General features: G+C 36.1%; 21 protein-coding genes. 7 read left to right on the top strand and 14 right to left on the bottom strand.

The genetic code is table 11. The features are described 5' to 3' along the window. The first annotated feature begins 4 nt into the window (after nucleotides 1-4). Nucleotides 5-976: a phosphoribosylformylglycinamidine cyclo-ligase gene (gene purM, locus ABIL69_07145; protein ID MEO0123763.1), complete on the top strand. Its 972-nt coding sequence runs from the start codon at nucleotides 5-7 to the stop codon at nucleotides 974-976. Nucleotides 977-978: 2 nt separating this feature from the next. Here the strand turns inward: purM and ABIL69_07140 are convergent, their stop codons facing one another. The 11 genes from ABIL69_07140 to ABIL69_07090 form a co-directional block, all read right to left on the bottom strand. Further along, complete coding sequence (locus tag ABIL69_07140) at nucleotides 979-1,179, bottom strand: hypothetical protein (GenBank protein ID MEO0123762.1); 201 nt, start codon at nucleotides 1,177-1,179, stop codon at nucleotides 979-981. Nucleotides 1,180-1,221: 42 nt separating this feature from the next. Beyond that, complete coding sequence (locus ABIL69_07135; GenBank protein ID MEO0123761.1) at nucleotides 1,222-2,931, bottom strand: peptidylprolyl isomerase; 1,710 nt, start codon at nucleotides 2,929-2,931, stop codon at nucleotides 1,222-1,224. A gap of 106 nt (nucleotides 2,932-3,037) precedes the next feature. Further along, entirely contained in the window at nucleotides 3,038-4,042 is a 1,005-nt protein-coding gene (locus ABIL69_07130; protein MEO0123760.1) for a redox-regulated ATPase YchF, read from the bottom strand. A 4-nt stretch (nucleotides 4,043-4,046) separates the two neighbouring features. Next, nucleotides 4,047-5,048 (bottom strand): hydrogenase expression/formation protein HypE, encoded by a 1,002-nt coding sequence (gene hypE / locus ABIL69_07125; protein ID MEO0123759.1) that lies wholly within the window; start codon nucleotides 5,046-5,048, stop codon nucleotides 4,047-4,049. A 29-nt stretch (nucleotides 5,049-5,077) separates the two neighbouring features. After that, nucleotides 5,078-6,157 carry a hypothetical protein gene (locus ABIL69_07120; GenBank protein ID MEO0123758.1) on the bottom strand — a complete coding sequence of 360 codons (1,080 nt, stop codon included), beginning with the start codon at nucleotides 6,155-6,157 and terminating at the stop codon, nucleotides 5,078-5,080. Continuing rightward, a complete protein-coding gene (locus tag ABIL69_07115; GenBank protein ID MEO0123757.1) occupies nucleotides 6,154-7,566 on the bottom strand; it encodes a radical SAM protein in 1,413 nt (470 codons plus the stop codon). Before ABIL69_07115 ends, ABIL69_07120 begins: the two co-directional genes overlap by 4 nt. After that, on the bottom strand, nucleotides 7,563-8,411 hold the full coding sequence (locus tag ABIL69_07110; GenBank protein ID MEO0123756.1) for an NAD(P)-dependent oxidoreductase: 849 nt from the start codon (nucleotides 8,409-8,411) through the stop codon (nucleotides 7,563-7,565). The genes ABIL69_07115 and ABIL69_07110 overlap by 4 nt, the downstream gene beginning before the upstream one ends. 45 nt (nucleotides 8,412-8,456) lie before the next feature. Next, nucleotides 8,457-9,443, bottom strand: a complete 987-nt coding sequence (locus tag ABIL69_07105) for a hypothetical protein (protein ID MEO0123755.1) — start codon at nucleotides 9,441-9,443, stop codon at nucleotides 8,457-8,459. 44 nt (nucleotides 9,444-9,487) lie between these two features. Beyond that, complete coding sequence (locus ABIL69_07100; GenBank protein ID MEO0123754.1) at nucleotides 9,488-9,709, bottom strand: hypothetical protein; 222 nt, start codon at nucleotides 9,707-9,709, stop codon at nucleotides 9,488-9,490. Next, entirely contained in the window at nucleotides 9,706-9,948 is a 243-nt protein-coding gene (locus ABIL69_07095; protein ID MEO0123753.1) for a hypothetical protein, read from the bottom strand. Before ABIL69_07095 ends, ABIL69_07100 begins: the two co-directional genes overlap by 4 nt. Continuing rightward, nucleotides 9,945-10,616: a DnaJ domain-containing protein gene (locus ABIL69_07090; protein ID MEO0123752.1), complete on the bottom strand. Its 672-nt coding sequence runs from the start codon at nucleotides 10,614-10,616 to the stop codon at nucleotides 9,945-9,947. Before ABIL69_07090 ends, ABIL69_07095 begins: the two co-directional genes overlap by 4 nt. Before the next feature lie 75 nt (nucleotides 10,617-10,691). Here ABIL69_07090 and ABIL69_07085 point away from each other — a divergent pair, with 75 nt between their 5' ends. The 3 genes from ABIL69_07085 to ABIL69_07075 are packed head-to-tail and all read left to right on the top strand — an operon-like array spanning nucleotide 10,692 to nucleotide 13,390. Beyond that, nucleotides 10,692-11,396, top strand: coding sequence for an isoprenyl transferase (locus tag ABIL69_07085; GenBank protein MEO0123751.1), 705 nt, complete (start codon nucleotides 10,692-10,694; stop codon nucleotides 11,394-11,396). Beyond that, a complete protein-coding gene (locus ABIL69_07080; GenBank protein ID MEO0123750.1) occupies nucleotides 11,383-12,189 on the top strand; it encodes a phosphatidate cytidylyltransferase in 807 nt (268 codons plus the stop codon). Before ABIL69_07085 ends, ABIL69_07080 begins: the two co-directional genes overlap by 14 nt. Then, nucleotides 12,182-13,390 (top strand): replication-associated recombination protein A, encoded by a 1,209-nt coding sequence (locus ABIL69_07075; protein ID MEO0123749.1) that lies wholly within the window; start codon nucleotides 12,182-12,184, stop codon nucleotides 13,388-13,390. Before ABIL69_07080 ends, ABIL69_07075 begins: the two co-directional genes overlap by 8 nt. A gap of 41 nt (nucleotides 13,391-13,431) precedes the next feature. Here ABIL69_07075 and ABIL69_07070 read toward each other — a convergent pair whose 3' ends face one another. Both ABIL69_07070 and ABIL69_07065 read right to left on the bottom strand, forming a co-directional pair. Further along, complete coding sequence (locus tag ABIL69_07070) at nucleotides 13,432-14,034, bottom strand: hypothetical protein (protein ID MEO0123748.1); 603 nt, start codon at nucleotides 14,032-14,034, stop codon at nucleotides 13,432-13,434. 55 nt (nucleotides 14,035-14,089) lie between these two features. Next, nucleotides 14,090-14,899 carry a formylglycine-generating enzyme family protein gene (locus ABIL69_07065; GenBank protein ID MEO0123747.1) on the bottom strand — a complete coding sequence of 270 codons (810 nt, stop codon included), beginning with the start codon at nucleotides 14,897-14,899 and terminating at the stop codon, nucleotides 14,090-14,092. Nucleotides 14,900-15,024: 125 nt separating this feature from the next. Here ABIL69_07065 and ABIL69_07060 point away from each other — a divergent pair, with 125 nt between their 5' ends. Further along, entirely contained in the window at nucleotides 15,025-16,170 is a 1,146-nt protein-coding gene (locus tag ABIL69_07060) for an acyl-CoA dehydrogenase family protein (protein ID MEO0123746.1), read from the top strand. Between the two features lie 2 nt (nucleotides 16,171-16,172). Next, on the top strand, nucleotides 16,173-17,264 hold the full coding sequence (locus tag ABIL69_07055) for an acyl-CoA dehydrogenase family protein (protein MEO0123745.1): 1,092 nt from the start codon (nucleotides 16,173-16,175) through the stop codon (nucleotides 17,262-17,264). A 16-nt stretch (nucleotides 17,265-17,280) separates the two neighbouring features. Here the strand turns inward: ABIL69_07055 and ABIL69_07050 are convergent, their stop codons facing one another. Beyond that, nucleotides 17,281-18,042, bottom strand: a complete 762-nt coding sequence (locus ABIL69_07050; GenBank protein ID MEO0123744.1) for a class I SAM-dependent methyltransferase — start codon at nucleotides 18,040-18,042, stop codon at nucleotides 17,281-17,283. A gap of 387 nt (nucleotides 18,043-18,429) precedes the next feature. Between ABIL69_07050 and ABIL69_07045 the strand changes: the two genes are divergently transcribed. Then, nucleotides 18,430-21,114 (top strand): DUF2723 domain-containing protein, encoded by a 2,685-nt coding sequence (locus tag ABIL69_07045; protein MEO0123743.1) that lies wholly within the window; start codon nucleotides 18,430-18,432, stop codon nucleotides 21,112-21,114.

Raw genomic sequence — 21,114 nt, 5'->3', positions numbered from 1 at the left:
AGTTATGCTATATAAAAATGCGGGCGTAGATATTGACCGTTTGAACTTGATAAAAAAAGGAATTGGGAAACAGGTTGAAAAGACCTTACCCGACGATTCCCTGTTCGGTCTTTTTGGCGGTATTTATCCAATGGATAATAAATTAATTATCAGCAGTGTTGATAGCGTAGGCACTAAGATTTTTATTGCCTGTGCAACCGGTATTCATAATACTGTTGGAATGGATATTGTAAATCACTGTGTAAATGATATCCTTACCACCGGTGCGCTACCGCTGTTCTTTATGGATTATATAGGTTTCTCTGAAATTACAAATGATACTTTGCAGAATATCATAAAGGGATTGGTAACAGCCTGCAAAAAGGAAAGAATGGCATTGATTGGAGGGGAAACTGCTCAATTAAAAAGATTTTATCCCAAAGGGTTATACGACCTGGTGGGTTTTATTGTTGGGATTGTAAATAAGGAAGATTATATCAATCCCCAGCAAATTGCGCCAGGTGATATACTACTGGGATTAAGATCTACCGGACTCCATACCAATGGATATACCCTGGCAAGGAAAGTCCTATTTAAAAAATTTGGACTTTCAACTTACATTCCGAAACTTAAATGCACACTCGGCGAAGAACTTCTGAAAGTTCATAAATCATATCGGTGGGAACTTGAACCAAGATTAAAATATGTTCATGGGCTTGCCCATATCACCGGTGGTGGATTTTATGATAATATTAAAAGAATATTGCCCGAAGGAACTTCGGCAGTTGTAAAAAAGAATTCCTGGAAGGTGCCGCCGATTTTTAGATTGATTCAAGAAATAGGAAAAGTTCCTGAAGAAGAGATGTATCGTGTTTTCAATATGGGAATTGGTATGGTTGTTATAATACATCCTAATAAATTGAAATACTTTAAGCCACTGAATCCAATTTTAATAGGCGAAATTGTTAAAGATAATTTTGCGGTAAAGGTAGAATAAGATTAGAGTGTAAAGGGTTCACGGCCTTCTAATCTTTGGTTGTCAATAATCTGTGTGAATCCATATAATTGCATAATTTCCTCATAGAAAAATGTTGTATTACATTCCGGGCAAACATAATCGCCATCCTGATTTATTACCAGGTCAATATATTTTGAGGTAAACAGACAGTAAGGACAAAGTAGTTTATCAATATGAGCCATATAAAATTATATTAATATCAAATTTGATGTCAATAACCACTTTTATTCAAAGAATTTATCACGATTATCAATGATTTTCTTGGGTGTAAATATTGACATGCTCAGGTTTTGGAAGCGTAACTGCCTTGCATACTGAATGTATTTCACCAACGATGTATCAAAAGGCATGACTGTTTTATTATCACACCGAATAATGTACCCAGCCCATTCGGTTAGTAATGGTTTTGATACCTGTCCCTTTTCAAGTGCAGCAACTACACCGGTAAATTCTGGACCATATCGTGTTTCAATATTAGAAAGGGTTAAATTATTCAATCCGCTTTGGAAGAATAATATAGTATCCTGTTCAGCAATCTTCTCTAATGTAGTTCCGGTCTGTAATTGTATGAATATATTGTTCAGATAATCGCTAAGGGTGCTTTTTAATTTTTCCCTTTCATACCTTGAACGAATGATATTTTTATCATTGTCATTATTTAGACTCAGTACCTTTTGAGGAATAATAGAATCAAGTGCGAAAACATAATAACCGCCAAAACTGCTGAATGGTCCAATGACGGTTTTGGGTCTTAACTTTTTTATTTCTTTTGCTAATCCTTCCTGGTTACGCACAGGAAAATTTATCTTTTCGGGATTTAAAGGAAGGGTCTTGTGGACTGAAAGATTATATTCCTTTGCTGCCTCTTCAAAACCTAATTCCTTAACTGAGTTTTTGAATGATTCAATGCGGTCGTTCAATTCTCCGAGCGTGGTTTGCGAAACATCTATATTAACTTTAGCTGAATAGATTATTCCTTTGGCTGCGCGTTTTATAACCTCATAACCCCGGGATGTCAGGATTATATTTGAAATTTCCCCGTCCTTTAATTTTTTATAGACATCACCTTCGTAAGGAAGAAGTTCTTTTTCATCTTTAAATCTTTTTTCTATTAATGTATCATCAGATACTTCACGCGCAACTGCAAGAAAATCCTCTCCTTCCTTAACCCTCAATAATAGGTCTTCAAGTTTTTCCTTTGCATCGTTTGAATCACCAGCGGAGGGGATTTTTTCAAAAAATACATATTTTAAAATCTTTGTCTCTGGATTTGTAAAATCCTTAATATGCTTGTTATAATATTCTTTTAATTCTTCATCTGTGGCTGCTACCTTACCCCTTAAACGGAATAAGGGTAGACTGATAAAGGAAAAATCATATAGTACAGAATATTTGGAAAGACTAATGCTATCCTCAAAAGGAGAGGACCACGCCATTGTATAGATAAGGGAACGAAGTTTTTCTTTGGGTAATTGTTTCCTCAGATTGAATTCGTATTCCATAAGCCATTGTCGGCTCTGGGGTGATTTTAATAATTCAAGATACTTATTATAATCAAACTTTCCTGCGCTATCTTTCATAAATTCTGATTCGTAAATTTCCCGTGGCGGATTACTTTTGATAATTGCCCAGATTTCTTCGTCAACAACCCTGATGTTCTCTTTTTTTATCAAGTTATTCCATATTACCTCGTCGACCATCAAATTCCATATCTCTTCACGGGTAATACCCTTTGTCTCTCTTTCTTTATTCTGGGCAAATCGCACATAATCCGTGTAGGAGACAGGAATACCATCAATCTTGACGATATCTACTTCTTCGCGTTGAGAGATACCGGTTACATCAAGTCCCCATTGAAAAAATATTAATAATGCAAAGGCGGCAACTACTATAAATAGTATAATCCGCGTATTGCGACGAAAATTTTGCATCATAGTTTTCTCCAGTGCATTCTCTATTCTATTTAAAATCGTAAAAAAGTCAACAAGCAATATTTTAGCAATTTATTTTATTAATCTAACAGATATTTTTATTTGCCAATCACACCTTGAATTTTATCAGAATTATATCTCCGTCCTGGACAATGTATTCCTTTCCTTCAATCTTTGTTAATCCCTGTTCATGGGCATGGGCAAAAGTTTGTGCCCTTAACAAATCTTCGTATCTTAAAATCTCGGCCTTGATGAATCCTTCTTTCAAATCGGTGTGAATCTTTCCCGCGGCATCAATCACTTTGGTTCCTGATCTTATCAACCAGGCTCTTGATTCTTCTCCTTTTATTGTAAAAAATGTAATCATTGATAATTGCTGAAGACATAATTTTAATAGACCATTAACCCCTTCAGGCTCCAATCCGGCTTCTTTTCTTAATTCTATTTTTTCATTCTCGCTGAAATTCAGAATATCTTCTTCGAGTTTTACGGAAATTCTGTAACCGGGAAAGTCGGTTTTAAATTTTCCATCTTCATCAAAATTTAATACAATTATCTCGGGTATCATTGTAAGTAAAGGTAAATCCGAAATTTTTTCTTTAGGAACCTGTGCCTTTTCAAGGTCAGATTTTATTCTATTCAAAATTTCAAACTCTTCTTTTGCTTCATATTTCTTTTTTATTTTATCAAGCCTTCTTTCGACAATTTCTAAATCAGCGAGAAATAATTCACTACGCACAATATCATAATCTTTTTTGGGGTCTATATCAGTATCGGTGTGGGGGATATCAGGGTTCGGGAAACATCTCAAAATGTGCAAGACAAGGTCAACATCCCTTATGTGTGATAAAAATTTATTACCCAAACCTTCACCTTTTGATGCGCCTTTAATCAATCCTGCAATATCAACAAAATCAATGTGTGCATAGGTTTTTTTAGGCGACTTAGTGAGATCGACAATTTTATCCAATCGCTCATCCGGAATTATTACGACACCCACATTCCGTTCAATTGTTGTGAATGGAAATTTCGCAACCTGGGCATTCGCCTGGGTTAAAAGATTGAAAAGGCTTGATTTGCCTACATTGGGCAGCCCGATTATTCCTATCTTCATAATTCTAACAGATTCTTGGTAAGCCTTCTGCCTCAAGTTGGAGAAGTGGTCTCAATCCACCGATAGATGTCCTTAACCATACACCAGAAAATTCTTTTGTTACTTCTCCAATAATCTTTGCGTTTTTGGCAAGTGGATACTTCTTTATAAAAATTAAGAAATCTTTTGCATTATTTTTATCTATCACCGCAATAAATTTTCCTTCATTGGCAATGTACAACGGGTCCAAACCAAGTATTTCACAGGCACCCCTTACTTCTGTTTTTATTGGTAATTCAGATTCATTTATTACAATTCCGAAGTCTGTTTTATCAACCATTTCGTTTAATACTGCAACAACTCCGCCCCTTGTTGGGTCGCGCATAAAATGAATCCCAAATTTTTTATTAAAGATTTTATTGGTTATTAAATTTAATGGGGCACAATCGCTTTTGAAATTCGCCCTGAGATTTAGATTCAGTCTCTGATTCATAATTGCAATACCATGATCACCGATTGTCCCGCTGATAATTATTTTATCACCCGGTTTTATTCTGTCTTTGCCCAATCTTAATTTAATCTGTCCGATACCTGAGGTAGTGATAAAAACTTTATCTGCCTTGCCTTTTTCAACTACCTTGGTATCGCCACAGACGATACGAACATTTGCTTTTTTTGCTATCTTAGACGCTGAAATCAGGATTTTTTCAAGGTCATCAAAACTAAAGCCTTCTTCAATGATCAAAGAAAAAGAAATGTATTCGGGGATTGCACCCTTCATCGCAAGGTCGTTTATCGTTCCACAGACCGATAATTTGCCAATATCACCACCCGGGAAGAAAATTGGATTTACAACATAAGAGTCGGTTGTGAAGGCAATATTTTTATTGTTGATTTCCAATTCTGCAGAGTCTTCAAGCTTTTTTAATATTGGATCCGGAAAGTATTTTAAGATCAATTCTTTTATCAATTTCTGTGTTAATACCCCGCCCGAACCATAACCAAGGTTTATAAATCTCCGCTCCATAAATGATTATATCTATAATTATTTTATTATCAAGTTTTTTGGGCAATCTTTATCCAACCCAATTTTTGATATTCTTTATATATCAATCCAATGACCCGTTCAGGATTGGGAAATTCTTTTACCCAGTTCAGTCCATCAATTCTTTTTTTATAGCGCAATTCGGGATCTGTGAGTAAGTTGTATAATACCTCTTCAAGATTTCTTTTATTAGCATTTATGAAAGGATGCCCAGGCAATAGATATTCGTATTCTTCAGGGATTTCGGTAATTGTTGGAATGCCGAGGGCAAGAAATTCGAGTCCGCTCCTTCCATAAGCAGTCCCCGCATAATTGCCGATTTGATCAATTCCAATATCACAGGTTGATTTTAATTCCATACACTTTTTATGCGAAACCCCTTCAATCAATAGAAATTCAAATTTAATTTTCTTTTTGAGTTTTTCAACAATTTCAATTATTTCATTGGTTCCTTTTGCTGTGCGTCTGGTAGGCGAATGTCCAACCACTAAGATTTTACTTTCTTTTTCCCTTGGTTTTATTTTTTGGGCTTCAAAAGGGATAGGAACGAATACAAGCGAAGGGTCTATTTTTATATGGTCAACCTCAGAGGTAAATTTCAACTGTACATATTCTTTTAAATAAGGATTAATTCCCCATTTTCTCAGGTCACTTCCAAAGAAATGGGCAACAATTTTTTTATTCTTTATTTTTTTTAAAATTCTATCACCGTATATAAAAGGTATACCACCATCAAAATGATATATATCAAAAGAGCCAAAATCATACCGGCGCCAGAATTTATTGAGTTTATATAGCCATAAAAAATCTCGTGATTTAAAATAAATTTTTTCCAATGAATTTTCGCCTTTGATTTTCAATTTCAACTCATCCGGTGGTACATTGACATTATCACGTCTCAGGTTTTTGCGCACGAAATTAATTATTTCGGAATTTAACAAAGGATAATTCAATAAAATACCGTCAGGGAATCCTAATTTTGAATGTGTCATTGTGACCAATATACCCTCGTCACCGAAAATTCTATGAGAACGGCTTAAAAGACCAGCAACATCCTGGAAATTTTCAAATGTTAAATGGATTATTTTCACTTAAATTGCTTAAATTTTAACTTTAAAAATTGTTGGAGTTTTTTGATTTTTTCTGGCTTGGTTATCTTTGTAATCCCTGATTTAATTCCTTCCCAGCCACTCATCTTTTGTGAATAAATCCGGAGGGCGATTGTTTCAAGTTCCTCATAGCCTAATTGTGGTTGGATAAGAATAGGTATATTACGGGGCTGCATTATAGTTTCATTTCTTGGTTCATCATAAAACTTTGTCCAGGTAAAATCAGCGGGCATTAAATTATTTTTTCTTGCGTAAGTCTCAAGGTAAGTTCCCGGGAATATTTTTATGCCAATGGAATATTCTATTTTACTTATTAATGAGCGATTCTGTTCTATAAACTCAAATGTCTTCTCCACATCCGACATAGTTTCGCTTATATGTCCGAAAGAAAAAAATGCTTTTATTTTTAATCCTGCCTTATTACACAATTGAAGTAAACTTTGTGCCTGTTCCACAGTTGTGCCTCTACGCATTAAATCAAGCACTTTCTGACTGCCTGATTCAATGCCCACACCGACCAGATAACAACCGGCATTTTTCATTTTTTCAATTAGAGATTCATCAACCGTTCCAGGGCGAACCTCACATTCCCATGGAACATTTAAATTTCTGTTGATAAATTCATCACATAAATTTTCAACATGTTCCCGGTCAAGGGTTAGAACAGCATCTAAAAATCTAACCCCCTGGAAATGATAAGTTTTTAATAAGTGTTCAATTTCATCAACAACATTTTTTGCTGAGCGGACCGTGAGTAAATTATTATACATCCGGCTTGCAAGACAGAAATTACAATGGTGTAGACAACCACGGGATGAACTTACTGATATACCTTTCTTTTTTATAAAATCCAACTTAATTTCATATTTTTTTATATCTAATAAATGATAGGCAGGTCCAGGCAGTGAATCAAGATGCAGTCTTGATGCAGGGGGATTATCAACCGGGTTATCGTCTAACCTGAAACTTAATCCTCGTATTTTTTCAAAATTTTGGTCTGTGCTGTATGCCTTCAATAGCTCGTATAATACATCTTCACCTTCACCCCTGATTACAAAATCAATATCCTTAACATCTTTCAAGACCTGATTAGCGGTAAATGTTGCATTTGGTCCTAAATAGACCGTAATTATCTCTTTGTTAAATAGTTTTGCATTTCGCGCAAGATTAAAGGATTCAAAACGATTAATGGTCGTTCCCCATATCCCCAAAAATTTTGGTTCGTATAAATTTAACCAGTGCTCCAAAGGTTTTTTTTCTATATTGAAATCAATAATTTTTACAGAGATCTCATTTTTTTCAAGAAACCCGGCGATTGAAATAAGTTCTAACGGAAGCAACGGTTCTTCACATTCTTTTTCTTCTGTATTTATAAGTAAAATATCGTTCATTGATTTGTTCTAATTAAGCTCTGTAGACCATTTTTTAAAGATGTTTCTTTAAAACCAAGTTCATCTTTTGCCCTGGCGCAAACACCACATAGTACAGTCTTTCCTGTGCTCACCTTTTTTGGAACTTTACCAATTGCAGACTCGATTTCTTTAATCAAATGCGGAAGTGGTATTGATGAACCGCAGATATTATAAACAGAATTACCTGTTTGGTCGCGCAGTTTAATTAATGGTTCAATAATATCGTCAATCAAAGTAGGACAAATTGCTCCATAATCAGTCTCAATTGTTCCAGTATTTTTAAGAGATTCAATGAGATTATAAAGATATCCCTGGAGAAGATTTTTACCGTATGGGAAAAATAATCGTAAGATTTTTACTTCAAAATTTTTATTATAATATCGTGAAAGGGTTTCCGCATGAAACTTGGTTGTGGCATAAAAGCTTCGTGGATTATAAGGATTATTTTCCGCAATATTTTCGCCATATCCATATACTTCGCCAGATGATAACAGGATAAATTTACTCACTCCTACCTTTTTTGCCCATTCAAGAAGGAGAAGGGTGGTGGTCACATTTGCCATAAATATTTTTGTAAATGATCCTGAATATGTTTCATAAATATGGAAGATATTTTTGACCTTTCTGGGTAATCCTTTTTCAATATTCAATTCCTGGTCAAATTTAACAAAACCATATTTCAAATTTATCTTACCCAGAAAAGACATTGGGACATCTTTTGGGCTGGGAAAGACTGTATAAACAGTCTCCCCACGTTTTATCAATTCAGAAGTTAACAATTCTCCAATACCTGTATGACAGGTAACAAGATTTTCAATCTCCATACTTAATTATATAGGAAAATTTAATCAAGTCAATAATTTTAAAAATCATTGCTCATTTGATAAAAATTTATATAATTCAAACAAGAGCAGTTTTACAAGTTGCTTTTTATTCCTTGAGACAAAGCTCGGAACGACTCTTTTTTCATAATATAGATTGGAAAGATTATATTCTTTTATTTTAAGTAAATAACGAAAAAAGTGATAGTCAAGAAATCCGGGTCTATTAAAGAAAATCTGGGGAATGTCCATAATAGTTGTTTCTAAGGATGCCGTGCCCGAGCAAGTGAAGATGAGTTTACATTTAGCCATCTCAACATATCGTTCTGCAATAACCATTTTGATCTTATTTTTTAATTTTTCAGGGACCAATCTATTAAATAATGTGGTTTTTGCGAAGTCAGGATGTATGATAAACATAAATTTAAAATTTTCTAATTCCTTAGAATTTTTTATTAATTCTACAATCACGGGTATATTTCTTTTAATCTCAGAAATCCTTGAACCAGGCATAAATCCGATATAGTTAGATGGTTCCTTCTTTTTATATTTTTTTAATTCATTAAATAAAGGGTTCTTCCAGTATCTTGTTTCTATATTCTTTGAAATATAAAAGCGATATTCAAATGGAAAGACGGAAACGACGAGATCAACCCATTTTTTGATAAAATATTTTCTATAATATCCCCATGCCCAGATCTGAGGCGGCAAAATATATATTACCCTGCTACCAAGTCTTTTTGCATATCTGCACAACAGTAAATTTACACCCGGATACGCTACGGGTATAAAAATATCGGGTTTTATTTTGAAAATAGCCCGTCCTATTTTTCTGTACATTAAATAATTTTTTATAAATGAAAGGATACCGGATGTAAAACCAAATGTTTTCAAATTTTTATAATTATATAAAAGGCGGACATTTGTATTCCGTAAATTTTCGCCACCAACAGCAAAGATATTTTTATTGTGTCTTAAATAATATTTAACAAATAAACTTGCATATAAATCTCCGGATGGCTCGCCGGTGCAGATAAAAACAGACTGTTGGGGTGTAATTGTGGAAAAAATATGATTAATTAACTTAATTTTTCCAATCTCTTTAATGCCTCTTCAGGTGTTATTTTGCCTTTTTCTAAATCCTCAATTACCTTTTTCTTTGAATATTTGGGAAATACAAACAGATTGACGGCTCCGAAAAAGATAAGGATAATAGGCCAATCTCGCGTTAGTAATAAAATTTTTAAATTTGCAAACCAGAAAAACAAAGCAATGAAAATGATAAGAATTGCAAATTTCATTTATTAAGAACTTCCTTTAACTTTGGAGGTATCAATTCCGGGTCAAAATTTAAATGTTTTAATTCCCTGATAAATATTTCTTCTTTTGTAGCATTGGAAAGGCTTTCGTTTATAATAAAAAATGATTTTTGTTTGACCCTGCAGTATCCACCTTTACCAAAAAATCGATCATACTTCACTATGATTGATAAATTTCTGCATAGATCTTCAAGGAGCTCAAGAATTGTCGTTTTTTTCATTTCTTGCCTCCAAAAAGCTTTGAGAAGAAACCTGTATTCTTTGGTTGGAGTCTTTCAATTCCCTTTTTTGCCGCAGCATTATTTCCATCCCAGTTCAGTGCCTCATTATAGTATTTCAATGCCTGTTCTTTATTGCCCGTAAATTCATAAGCAAGCCCCAGGTTTACATAAACAATTGGATTAAACATCAATCGTTTTATAGCCTCCTGAAGTTTTTCAAAACCTTCTTTCTGGTATTGTCTTGTATATACAAGTGCAAGACCAAGGTATGAAAGATAAATTGGCTGAGGGTCGTATCTACACGCAATGCGTAATAAATTTACTGCACGCCAGGGGTCATTATTCTTTAAAAATTCAATTGCCCTCGTGAATGCGTTTTTTGCCTGGGTTTCCTGTACCTGGTCTTGCTGTTTTACACCCTTTTCCAAGGATTTATCATAATCTGCCCTCAATTTCTCGTCAGAAAGAACGCGATAAGCAGCAGTAATCTTGGCAAAGTGTTCATTCGCCTTGCGTTTATCTTCTTCGTCCGTAAACCTGTCCGGGTGGTATTGTCGTGCAAGTTTCATATAGGCATTCTTTATCTCTGTTTGTGTCGCAGTATTGGTAACACCAAGGATACTATAGTAATTTTCCATCTTTTTAAAATCCCGTAATAGTATATTCATAATATCTTATTTGTCAAGATATAAAATTAAATCATCGGTTTATTGACAAAGGCCATATTTACTATATAATTCAATGTGCCTGAGATCAGACATATTGCAATAATTATGGATGGAAATGGCAGGTGGGCAAGGAAAAGGGGATTGCCCAGGGTCATTGGCCATCGTGAAGGGGTTGAGTCAGTTCGGGTGATTGTAAAGGCGACAAAAGAATTGGGGGTCAGGTACCTCACACTCTACACATTTTCAACGGAAAATTGGAAAAGGCCGGATGAGGAAGTCAAAACCCTCATGAATATGCTTGAAGAGATGCTTGTGAAGGAAACTCCGGAATTGAATAAAAACAAGGTGCGGATAAATGCGATTGGTAGGTTGGATGAATTATATCCCAATGCAAGGAAGGCGCTTGATGAGGCATTAAAACTGACAAAAAACAACGACGAGTTGATTTTGACCCTCTGTCTCAATTATGGCGGGCAGGGTGAAATTGTTGATGCGGTGAAAAAGATTGTTTTAGAAGATAGAAAAAAACAGATTAACCTTGATAAACTGAATGAAGAGAGTTTTTCACAATATCTTTATGACCCAACCCTTCCACCGCCCGATTTATTGATTAGAACCGGTGCTGAACGGCGCGAAAGGATTTCTAATTTTCTTTTGTATCAGATTGCCTATTCAGAAATATACTTTACAAAGACCCTCTGGCCGGATTTCAGGAAAAAAGAATTTTTAAAAGCAATAGAAGACTTTAAAAACAGGGAGCGTCTATTTGGCGCAGTTTAAGGATTTATTAAAGAGAACAAAAACTGGTTTTTTTCTTGTTGCTATTGTGGTTTTAACATTATGGATTGACAATATCCTTCTTCCTCTATTGCTTCTATTCTTCATTACCTTTGCAACAAATGAATATTTTAGATTCTGGCACAGAAAGGATATCTATCCCCATACACTTGCAGTCCTTTTCCCCGGTTATACAATTCCTTTTTTGTTTTATTTTGAAATACCCTTGCTTCTTTCTGGATTTATACTGTTCTTTTTTATTACCCTCCTATCAGTGATGCGTTTTCCAGGGAGTAGGCGTAAACCAAATTTTCTTGCCGAAGCCTCGGCAAATTTCTTTGGTGTTTTTTATATTTCCCTACTTCCTTCAACCATAATACTATTAAGAAAACATGGATTTTGTATCAGCCTTCTTCCTTTAATTCTCACCTGGATATATGATACATTTGCTTATATCGTTGGTTCAATCTGGGGTAAACATAGACTTGCTCAGAAGTTGAGCCCGAAAAAATCAATTGAAGGAACACTTGCGGCATTCTTTCTCACCTTCCCTTTTACCCTGTGGTTGAATTCACTGTGGGCAAAGAATTTCAATCTATTTGATGCAATATGGATTACGCTGGGGATAGGAGTTTTGGGGACGGTTGGAGACCTCTTTGAATCTGGTATGAAACGGGAAGTAGGTTTAAAGGATGCATCAAATGTCTTTCCGGGACATGGCGGATTTTTAGACCGTCTTGATTCATTGATTTTTAATATTCCATTTTTTTATCTTTATTTTTTAAGCCGTGGATAAAACACCGCTCGCAGATAGAATAAGGCCCGAAGACTTTGACCAGATTCTTGGACAAGAGCATCTCCTCGGTCCAGAAGGACCAATAAAAAGACAGATAGAACAGGGAAGGTTATTTTCAATGGTTCTGTTTGGTCCGCCCGGAAGCGGTAAGACAACTATTGCCCGGCTCTTTGCCAAAAAATTTTCAGCAGATTTTGTCTCTTTTTCAGCGGCAACGAGTGGAATCGTAGAGATAAAGAAATTTATGGAAGGGGTTGAAAAGAAAAAGAGCTTATTCAATCGTGATACGCTTATATTTATAGACGAAATTCACAGATTCAATAAGGCACAACAAGATGCATTTTTACCCTATCTTGAGAAAGGGACAATCATTTTAATCGGTGCCACCACCGAGAACCCTTCTTTTGAGTTGAATTCGAGCCTTTTATCAAGGGTAAAGGTATATATGCTCAAGCCCCTTTCTTTTGATGATGTGAAAAAAATATTAAAAAGGGCTTTGACCTCTCCAAAAGGGCTTGATAATAAATATGAAATCACGGAAGAAGCACTTAATTTTATTGCCAATATCTCAGATGGTGATGCCCGGGTTGCGTTAAATGCCCTTGAGTTGTGTGCCTTTTCCGCAAAAGATAATAAGATTGATTTAAAACTTGCTGAAGAGATTGTGCAGAAAAAGGCATTGAGATATGACAAGGCAGGTGAAGAGCATTATAATCTGATTTCTGCATTACACAAATCATTAAGGGGTTCAGACCCTGATGCCTCTTTATACTGGTTAGCAAGGATGCTTGAGGCAGGGGAGGATCCATTATATATTGCCCGTCGCCTTGTTCGCTTTGCAGTAGAAGATATTGGGCTTGCCGACCCTATGGCACTCGTTATTGCAAACGCAGCAAAAGAAGCAATAGATTTCATTGGTCGACCCGAGGGTGATTTAGCACTTGCCGAATGTGTTGTTTATCTTGCACGGGCAAAAAAGAGTAATGAATTATACCTTGCATATTCAGAGGCAAAAGATGATGCACTAAAAACCCTTGCCGAACCAGTACCGATGCATATCAGAAATGCACCAACCCCTTTAATGGAAAAACTCGGTTATGGCAAGGGATATAAATATCCACACAATTATCCAGATGCAAAGGTTGAGCAGGAATATATGCCGGAAAACCTGAAAGGCAGAAAGTACTTAAAAGAAAAATAAAAAAGGGCTGGCAAAGCCAGCCCTTTTATTTATTATTATTTTTACTTTATCGTGACATTAATCAACTCTACCTTTGTCTCCATAGTAAAGTTGGTATCTGCCTCGGTCATTGTCATTTTTACCCAGCCCACATCAGGTGCAATCCAGACATAAGAAGTTTCTGTGAAAGTTCCGTCTGTGTATATATCCATTGCCTTCCAGCAGTCATCATAGGTACCGGCCGGGACTGTAACCGACTCTTTCGTCATTATCTTTATGGTTTCAGTGTATGATGAATCTTTATGAACATTCCAGGATTTTCCTTCTTCTATGGGCAGAGCAAGTATGGTATCTGGTTCTGTATCTGCCTTATCTTCATAAGAGAATATGTAATCATCGGTTTTCTGCTGGTATGAGGTATCGGCGAATGTCCCGGAGGTTGTTATGACTTCATAGACTTCGGTATTATTATTGAGCGTGGTTTTGCCGGTCACCTCGGTCTTCATTGTATCGCTCATAGTGATAGTTGTATCGGGTGTCGTTACAGTCGTTACCATCTGGTATTCCCAGACATTTCCGGTATTTAGTGGCCAGTAATCCTTCTCACCGCCACCACAACCGACCAAAAAGAGCACAACAGGAACCAACACTATTAATTTTTTCATAAAATCTCCTTTCGCAATAATTATAATCAGAATTTAAAATAAGTCAATACTTGAGTTATTCTTCTCTTTTTACATCCATTGCACAGCGAAAACCATAATAGCGGTCCTGGACAAATGGCTTTAATCCCATCCTTGAAGCACATCTTAAATGCTTGGGATTTAAACTCAACCAGGAACCCCCTCGCACAACCCTCATATATCCTGAATCAGGTCCGGGTGGATTCTTTTCCGGACTTATGCTATAATAGTTTGTGTCATAAAAATCTGAACACCATTCCCAGACATTACCTGCCATATCATATAATCCGAAATTGTTTGGTTTGAATCTGCCCACTGGTGCAGTATATTTATAGCCATCAGCCTCAAGGTCTCCCCCTGGTGCATAGTTACACCTTCTAAAAGGCTGTTCATCACCCCAGGGAAATTCTTTATCAACAAGCCCAGCCCTTGCTGCATATTCCCATTCGGCCTCGGTGGGGAGCCTTTTTCCTGCCCATTTTGCATAACATAGTGCATCAAAATAGCTTATGCCCACAACCGGCTGGTCAGGTGCATTGAAACTTGAGTCTTTGATAAAGGGTGGTTTTGGATGCCCGGTCGCCTTTACAAATTCCATATATTTTTTATTCGTCACTTCGTATTTATCAAGATAAAATGTATCAACCCAGACTTTATGTTTCGGACCTTCATTTATTGAATCTGAACCCATTGTAAAATATCCGCCGGGGATGAGCACCATTCCTTCTGGAGCTGGCTTGATTTTTTTTGTGAGAATCTTTTCCTCGCTTTTTTGTGTACCACAGGTTATGCATAAACACAAAAGCGATATAATGAGAAAAATTCTTTTATTTATATTTATTTTCATAGGTCTATGTTATCCAATTTCATTTTCAAGTCAAGTATATACTATACATCAGTTATCAATCTTGACTTTTAATAAAAAATTTATAGAATTGAAGATTATCAACTTTTTATTTGAAAAGGAGGTTTATGGAATACTTTTTGACTGATGAAGAAAAAGCGCTGAAGGAGAAGGTGCGAAAGATTGCCGAAGAATTGATTCTTCCAATGCGTGATGAACTCGATAGAAAGGCAGAATTTCCTCGTGAGATAATTGACCGAATGGCAAAAGAAGGACTTTTGAGAATTTTTATACCCAAGGAATATGGCGGCACCGGCGCAAAGATTATGGATATGAGTATTGCCTGTGAAGAGGTGGCGCGGGTTTGTGCAGGTGTTGCCACTGCTTATGCAGTTGGTGCACTTGGTTCAGGACCGATAATCTACTTCGCATCTGAAGAACAGAAAAAGAAGTATCTGCCAAAGATCGCCAGTGGTGAACTCTATTGTGCCTTTGGACTTACCGAAGCCCAGGCAGGAAGTGATGTTGCTAATATTCAGACAACCGCAAGAAAAGAGGGGGATTATTATATTTTAAATGGTGTTAAACAATTCATTTCAAATGGTAGTATTGCCGATGTCTATGTGGTGCTTGCCTCAACCGATAAATCTCGGGGTGCAAGAGGCATTTCCGCATTCATCGTTGAAAAAGGAATGCCGGGTTTTGATTTTGGTAAACATGAGAATAAACTTGGAATAAGAACATCAACCACAACCGAACTCGTATTTTCTGATTGCAGGGTACCGAAGGAGAACTTAATGGGAAAGGAAGGAATGGGATTTATTTATACAATGCGGAATTTTGACCGTGCACGACCCGGGGTGGGTGCAATTGGTCTGGGTGTGGCACAGGGTGCTTACGAAGCCGTTCTGAAATTTACGGCAGAAAAGAATCTTCTCGGCAATCAATATATTCAACGCAAGATTGCAGATATGGCAACTGAGATTGAGGCTGCGCGCGCATTGATTTATGCGTCTGCCCGTTCTATTGATGCAGGAATAAAAAATACCACAAAACCCGCATCTTTTGCAAAACTATTTCCTTCGGATATTGCGATGAAAACCACACTTGATGCGATTGAAATAATGGGTCCTTATGGATTGCTCAGAGAATATAATGTTGAAAAGATGCTGCGCGACGCAAAGATTACGCAGATTTATGAGGGAACAAATCAAATTCAAAGGGGTCAGATCGCCCTTGAGATTATTAGAGAAGTTGGGTACAAAAAGGAGTGAAGATGGAATTGAGTAAAGAGACTTTATTGCTACAGAATGAAATCAGAAAGTTTGCCAAGGAAGTAATATCAGAAAAGGTAGATGAGTTTGATAAACAGAATATATTCCCGCTGGAAAATATCAAAAAACTTGGTGAAATGGGTATTCTTGGTTCTACAATTTCTGAGTCTTATGGTGGTTGTGCATTGGACACCGTTTCTTTGATTGTAACCCTTGAAGAGATAAGCAAAATCTGCCCATCAACCGCTTTGATACTACTTACACACAATATTCTATTTTCATATCCCATAGAAAAATTTGGAACTGAAGAACAGAAAAAGAAATATCTGCTGTCTGCTGCAACAGGAGAAATCATTGGTGGTTTTGTAGAAATTATGACCAATGAACTGAAAATCCTCAGAGAAGGTGATTATTATCTAATTACAGGCAAAAATCAACTCTTGTTGAATGGGACTGCCAACGGTCCCTTTATACTCATTTTTGAGTCAGACGGCAAGATTGAGAGTGTTATAGTTGATGAAACGGTCAAAGGTGTAGTCAGAAATAAAAAAGACAATATCATTGGAATGCATGCAGGCGGTATAACTGAGGTTGTTTTTGAAAATTCTAAGATTTCTTTAAACAATCGCCTTGGTAAAGATGGTGATGGCAAATTTATTCTTGAAGAAATAAGGGCTTTTGCCAATCTATGTTTTTCGGCGATAAATTTAGGGATTGCGGAAGGAAGTATGGAGAATGCAATAAAGTATGCAAAAGAAAGGGTTCAGTTTGGTGAGCCGATCATTAACTTTGGTATGGTAAGGGAAATGATTGCGGATATGATAACAAAGATTGAGGCGGTTAGAAATCTTGTATATGACTCTGCTTACATCAGAGATAACAATAAAGATTTCTCGCGTGCCGCTGCGATTTCCAGATATTTTAGTAATCAGACAGTTGCGGAGGTCACAACGAATGCAATCCAGGTCTATGGTGGTTATGGTTATATGAAGGATTATCCGGTTGAACGATATTTCCGCGATGCCCAGGTCTCAAGGGTGCTTTGCTGCTCAAATATTGATTTAAAAGAATTGATCGTATCAAAGACGGTTTAGTAATTTAAGCAATCTTTTATTTCTTACGTGCGATAATGCCAATAGAGAGAACGGTATAAAGAAAAATTTTTTTCTTTTTTAGTGAATTCTGGATTTCATAAAATTTTTTAGTGAGCCGTCCAAAATAGTTAGGATACATTGGTAGATTGATTTTTAGACGCAAAAGAATTTCCCTTACGATTTTATAAATTATCCCTGGTCTTGACCAATCCCCATAGTAATGTATCGGTTCTAAATTATGGCTTTTTAATAAATTACCAAGCGAACCAATCGTGAATTGTCTTTCCCAGCCGGCAAACCATAATTTTAATAGTATAAGAATATTTTTTATCAATGTGTAAATATGAAAGGTTTGTGGAACATCGACGATCAATAACCCATCTTTTTTTAGAATTCTATAATTCTCTTTAATTAATGGTGATGGATTCTTAAAATGTTCAAGAAGCCCCTGGTGAAATACCACATCAAAAGTTTCGTTTTTAAACGGTGTATTTAGTGCGTCTGCCATAATCATTTGAACACGTGATTCTCCATTTTTTAAATAATTCTTTGCCAGTTGTAAACTTTTTTCTGAATAATCGAGTAAAAAGACATTTGCCCCAAATCTTGCCAATCGGATTCCATCCCTGCCGGTTCCAGCCCCGGGTTCAAGGATAATTTTATTTTCAGGGTTAATGAAATGAACCAATTCCTGAACAATATCCGTGACGGGGGGATATATTGCTTCAGGTTGTTTCTGGGACCAGAAGCGGTCCCATAGATTGCGTGCATATTCCATATCTGATTATATAGATATTTAATTATTGGTCAACTGGATTAATTTGTTTACGAAAGATAAAACAAAAATACAACATTGGTAGAGCACCGGCATAACGATGAAAAAACTTTACAAAACGGTTAAAGTAGACCGGAGCAAAAAGGAGAAGTAGATTATGAAGAATATTCTGATTTTATCCCCTTTATGAAAGGGGGAAAGAGGTGGATTTAAATTTTCATTTCATACATATTTGCGAAAAGTGTTATGATTAATAGCGGAAAAAGAAAAGCATATTAACACTTGGTATGAAGGTTTAAAATTAAAAGAAAAGGAAAATCGGAGAGGACCCAGAAGAATGCTCTCTTGACAGGCATTGATTTTTGATTATTATTGAAATCTGGAGGTTTTATGAATTACGATAAACTTGAGAAGATTCTTCTTTTTATTATTTTAGTTTTTGCTGGTGTTGTTTATTTATATACCGTTGCCCCTACGGTCTCTTTCTGGGATTGCGGCGAATTTATTGCTTCATCATATACTTTGGCAATACCCCATCCACCAGGCACGCCCTTTTATGTGATATTGGGCAGGGTCTGGTTGATGTTAATAGGTTTATTTGCTGCGATTCTTCCAATATCTAAAGAGGTCGCCTGGCATATGAATTTGATTGCAATAACCTTTACCCTTTTATCCGTGGTGCTATTTTATAAAATTTTGTTGAAGATTTTCAAATTATGGTCAAAGGAAGAGAACCGCTTAAATCAGATTTTGGTCGCATTTGGTACAACGCTTTTGGTGAGTTTTTTTTATACCATATGGGAGAATGCCGTAGAAACCGAAGTCTATGCTGCATCAACTTTTGTATTTCTGCTTGTGAATTATATTGTTATACTCTGGTATGAAGGTGTAAAGAAAGGAGAACCTGAAAATAAATATATTTTACTTGCCTTTTATCTCATATTCTTATCCACCGGAATACATTTAACACCATTTCTGATTTTTATTCCCTTATACGGTTTTATTTTTATTGTGAATAGAAGATATTTAAAGAACTGGCTATTAATATTGCTCGGTTTATTCCAGATTTTTTTCTTTCTTTTGTTATTCATTGTTCCAGAAAATCTTTACACCCTCTTGGTTATTATTCTTGGAATAATTCTACTGATTGCAGTTATTCTTCCTTTGAATAATCCCCAAAAATATTCCCACTGGCGCTTTTTCTGGTCTGGTGTTGCCCTTGTAATCGTGGGTATTTCAACGGAGTTATATTTACCGATAAGGTCAAAGAAGATTACTGAATTATATAAAGATAAAACGGTACAGGAAAGATATCTCAAAGGTGAAAATATTGCCCCGAGGATAAATGAATGTGAACCGGGTGCAAGTTTTAAGGCCTTTGATGATGCCCTGCATAGACGGCAATATGGACCACAATATCTTTTGCCGCGCAAGACTCAGGAAAAGACAGGCTATAGTGTTATAGAAGGATATTTCTGGCAATTTGCGTTATTCATAAGATATCTATCCTGGCAGATTGCACCGGAGAGTGTTAATAGATTTTTGCGTGCGCTTTTACTCACGATTTTCTACGCTGCAGGAATATGGGGTATATTTGAACTTTTTAAAAGAGAGAAAAAATTATTCATTTTTATGATGCTCATTATGTTTATGCTCTCATTCGCGATGATTGGTTATTTGAATTTGAGATTTTCACCTTCCGATTCAAACCCCAAACATCAGGAAAGAGAAGTAAGGGAGCGTGATTATTTCTTTCATACTACCTATGTTTATTTTGGTTTACTTGTAGGGCTCGGTTTTTATGCATTTGTAGAATGGATAAAGAAAGAAAGTAAAAATAATAGATTCGCCAATATTGGTGCGTATTCCGGCATAATTGTCTTTGGTATTATACCACTTTTTACAAATTTCACTTTAAACAATCGCTACGGCAATTTTATTCCTAAGGATTACGGAATAAATATGTTAATCTCCTGTGATAAAGATGGAGTTATCTTTACCAATGGTGATAATGATACATTTCCATTATGGTTTGCCCAGGAAGTCCTGGGGGTGAGGAGGGATGTTATCGTCGCAAATCTCTCCCTTATTAATACCGATTGGTATATAAGGCATTTAAAATACTGGGGTGCTCCGATTTCATTCAGTGAGAATATAATAAATAGATTAACCCCGCAAATGACATCTGACAGACGAATAATATATGTGAAGGATATAATGATCAGACATATAATTGCTACAAATTCAGGGATTGATTTGAAAGATAGGGATTATTTTATTCCGCTTGATGAATTTGCGAGAAAATATATGAAAGAATACAAAGGGAAACGACCTATTTATTTTGCCTCAACTGTATCACCGGATAATTACAAAGGTCTTGACCCTTATTTAAAACTTGAAGGACTTGTCAACCGAGTAACCGGGGATAGTATGGAGATTCCCTACAATGTTGATATAGAAAAGACAAAAGATTTCTTTTATAGACAGTTCCGTTATACAGGATTATTCAAACCTGAGCACTATCCATTTTTATCAAAGATCCTTGTTGATTTTGAAAACAGAAAGGCAAAAGGCGAATTTCCTGCTTATTATGTTGTCAGAGATGAAAATTCAGAACGGCTTTATGGAAATTATGCAGCCGGGTTATTCAGCTTGGGGCTTGCACTGCAGGCAAATGGAGAAATTGAAGGTGCGATCAACGCCTGGCGTTTTGCACTGGCATTTGATGCAGGTCAACAATTTCCTTTTATCTACAACCTTGGACTTCTTTATGCCCAGATCGGAATGCTTGATTCTGCGGATGCTATGTTTTCACAGATAAAGACAAAAGATCCACATAATCTAATGAGGCTCGGTATGGTTTATCGTTCAATGGGAAGGTATGATAAGGCAATTGAATATTTCCAGGAGATTGTCACCTCACAGCCGCGAAACGCCCAGGGCTATATGGCACTTTTAGCAACATATCTGGATATGCATGATACAGCATCAGCGAAAAAGATAATAAGGCAGTGGTTGATGATAAATCCTTCTGATACCAGTGCCTTAAATATGTTGAAGGAATTAGGAGGGTAA

Source organism: candidate division WOR-3 bacterium, assembly GCA_039802005.1.
Taxonomy (GTDB): Bacteria; Hydrothermota; Tepidihabitantia; order SM23-42; family JAOAFX01; genus JAOAFX01.
The sequence above is the reverse complement of the archived record's forward strand: the minus strand, read 5'-3'. Positions and strand labels throughout refer to the sequence as shown.

Excerpts from the sequence above, each read along its gene's own strand:
- purM (MEO0123763.1), top strand. The coding sequence starts at position 5 with ATGCTATATAAAAATGCGGGCGTAGATATTGACCGTTTGAACTTGATA.
- ABIL69_07140 (MEO0123762.1), bottom strand. The coding sequence starts at position 1,179 with ATGGCTCATATTGATAAACTACTTTGTCCTTACTGTCTGTTTACCTCA.
- ABIL69_07135 (MEO0123761.1), bottom strand. The coding sequence starts at position 2,931 with ATGATGCAAAATTTTCGTCGCAATACGCGGATTATACTATTTATAGTA.
- ABIL69_07130 (MEO0123760.1), bottom strand. The coding sequence starts at position 4,042 with ATGAAGATAGGAATAATCGGGCTGCCCAATGTAGGCAAATCAAGCCTT.
- hypE (MEO0123759.1), bottom strand. The coding sequence starts at position 5,048 with ATGGAGCGGAGATTTATAAACCTTGGTTATGGTTCGGGCGGGGTATTA.
- ABIL69_07115 (MEO0123757.1), bottom strand. The coding sequence starts at position 7,566 with ATGAACGATATTTTACTTATAAATACAGAAGAAAAAGAATGTGAAGAA.
- ABIL69_07110 (MEO0123756.1), bottom strand. The coding sequence starts at position 8,411 with ATGGAGATTGAAAATCTTGTTACCTGTCATACAGGTATTGGAGAATTG.
- ABIL69_07100 (MEO0123754.1), bottom strand. The coding sequence starts at position 9,709 with ATGAAATTTGCAATTCTTATCATTTTCATTGCTTTGTTTTTCTGGTTT.
- ABIL69_07095 (MEO0123753.1), bottom strand. The coding sequence starts at position 9,948 with ATGAAAAAAACGACAATTCTTGAGCTCCTTGAAGATCTATGCAGAAAT.
- ABIL69_07090 (MEO0123752.1), bottom strand. The coding sequence starts at position 10,616 with ATGAATATACTATTACGGGATTTTAAAAAGATGGAAAATTACTATAGT.
- ABIL69_07070 (MEO0123748.1), bottom strand. The coding sequence starts at position 14,034 with ATGAAAAAATTAATAGTGTTGGTTCCTGTTGTGCTCTTTTTGGTCGGT.
- ABIL69_07065 (MEO0123747.1), bottom strand. The coding sequence starts at position 14,899 with ATGAAAATAAATATAAATAAAAGAATTTTTCTCATTATATCGCTTTTG.
- ABIL69_07060 (MEO0123746.1), top strand. The coding sequence starts at position 15,025 with ATGGAATACTTTTTGACTGATGAAGAAAAAGCGCTGAAGGAGAAGGTG.
- ABIL69_07055 (MEO0123745.1), top strand. The coding sequence starts at position 16,173 with ATGGAATTGAGTAAAGAGACTTTATTGCTACAGAATGAAATCAGAAAG.
- ABIL69_07050 (MEO0123744.1), bottom strand. The coding sequence starts at position 18,042 with ATGGAATATGCACGCAATCTATGGGACCGCTTCTGGTCCCAGAAACAA.
- ABIL69_07045 (MEO0123743.1), top strand. The coding sequence starts at position 18,430 with ATGAATTACGATAAACTTGAGAAGATTCTTCTTTTTATTATTTTAGTT.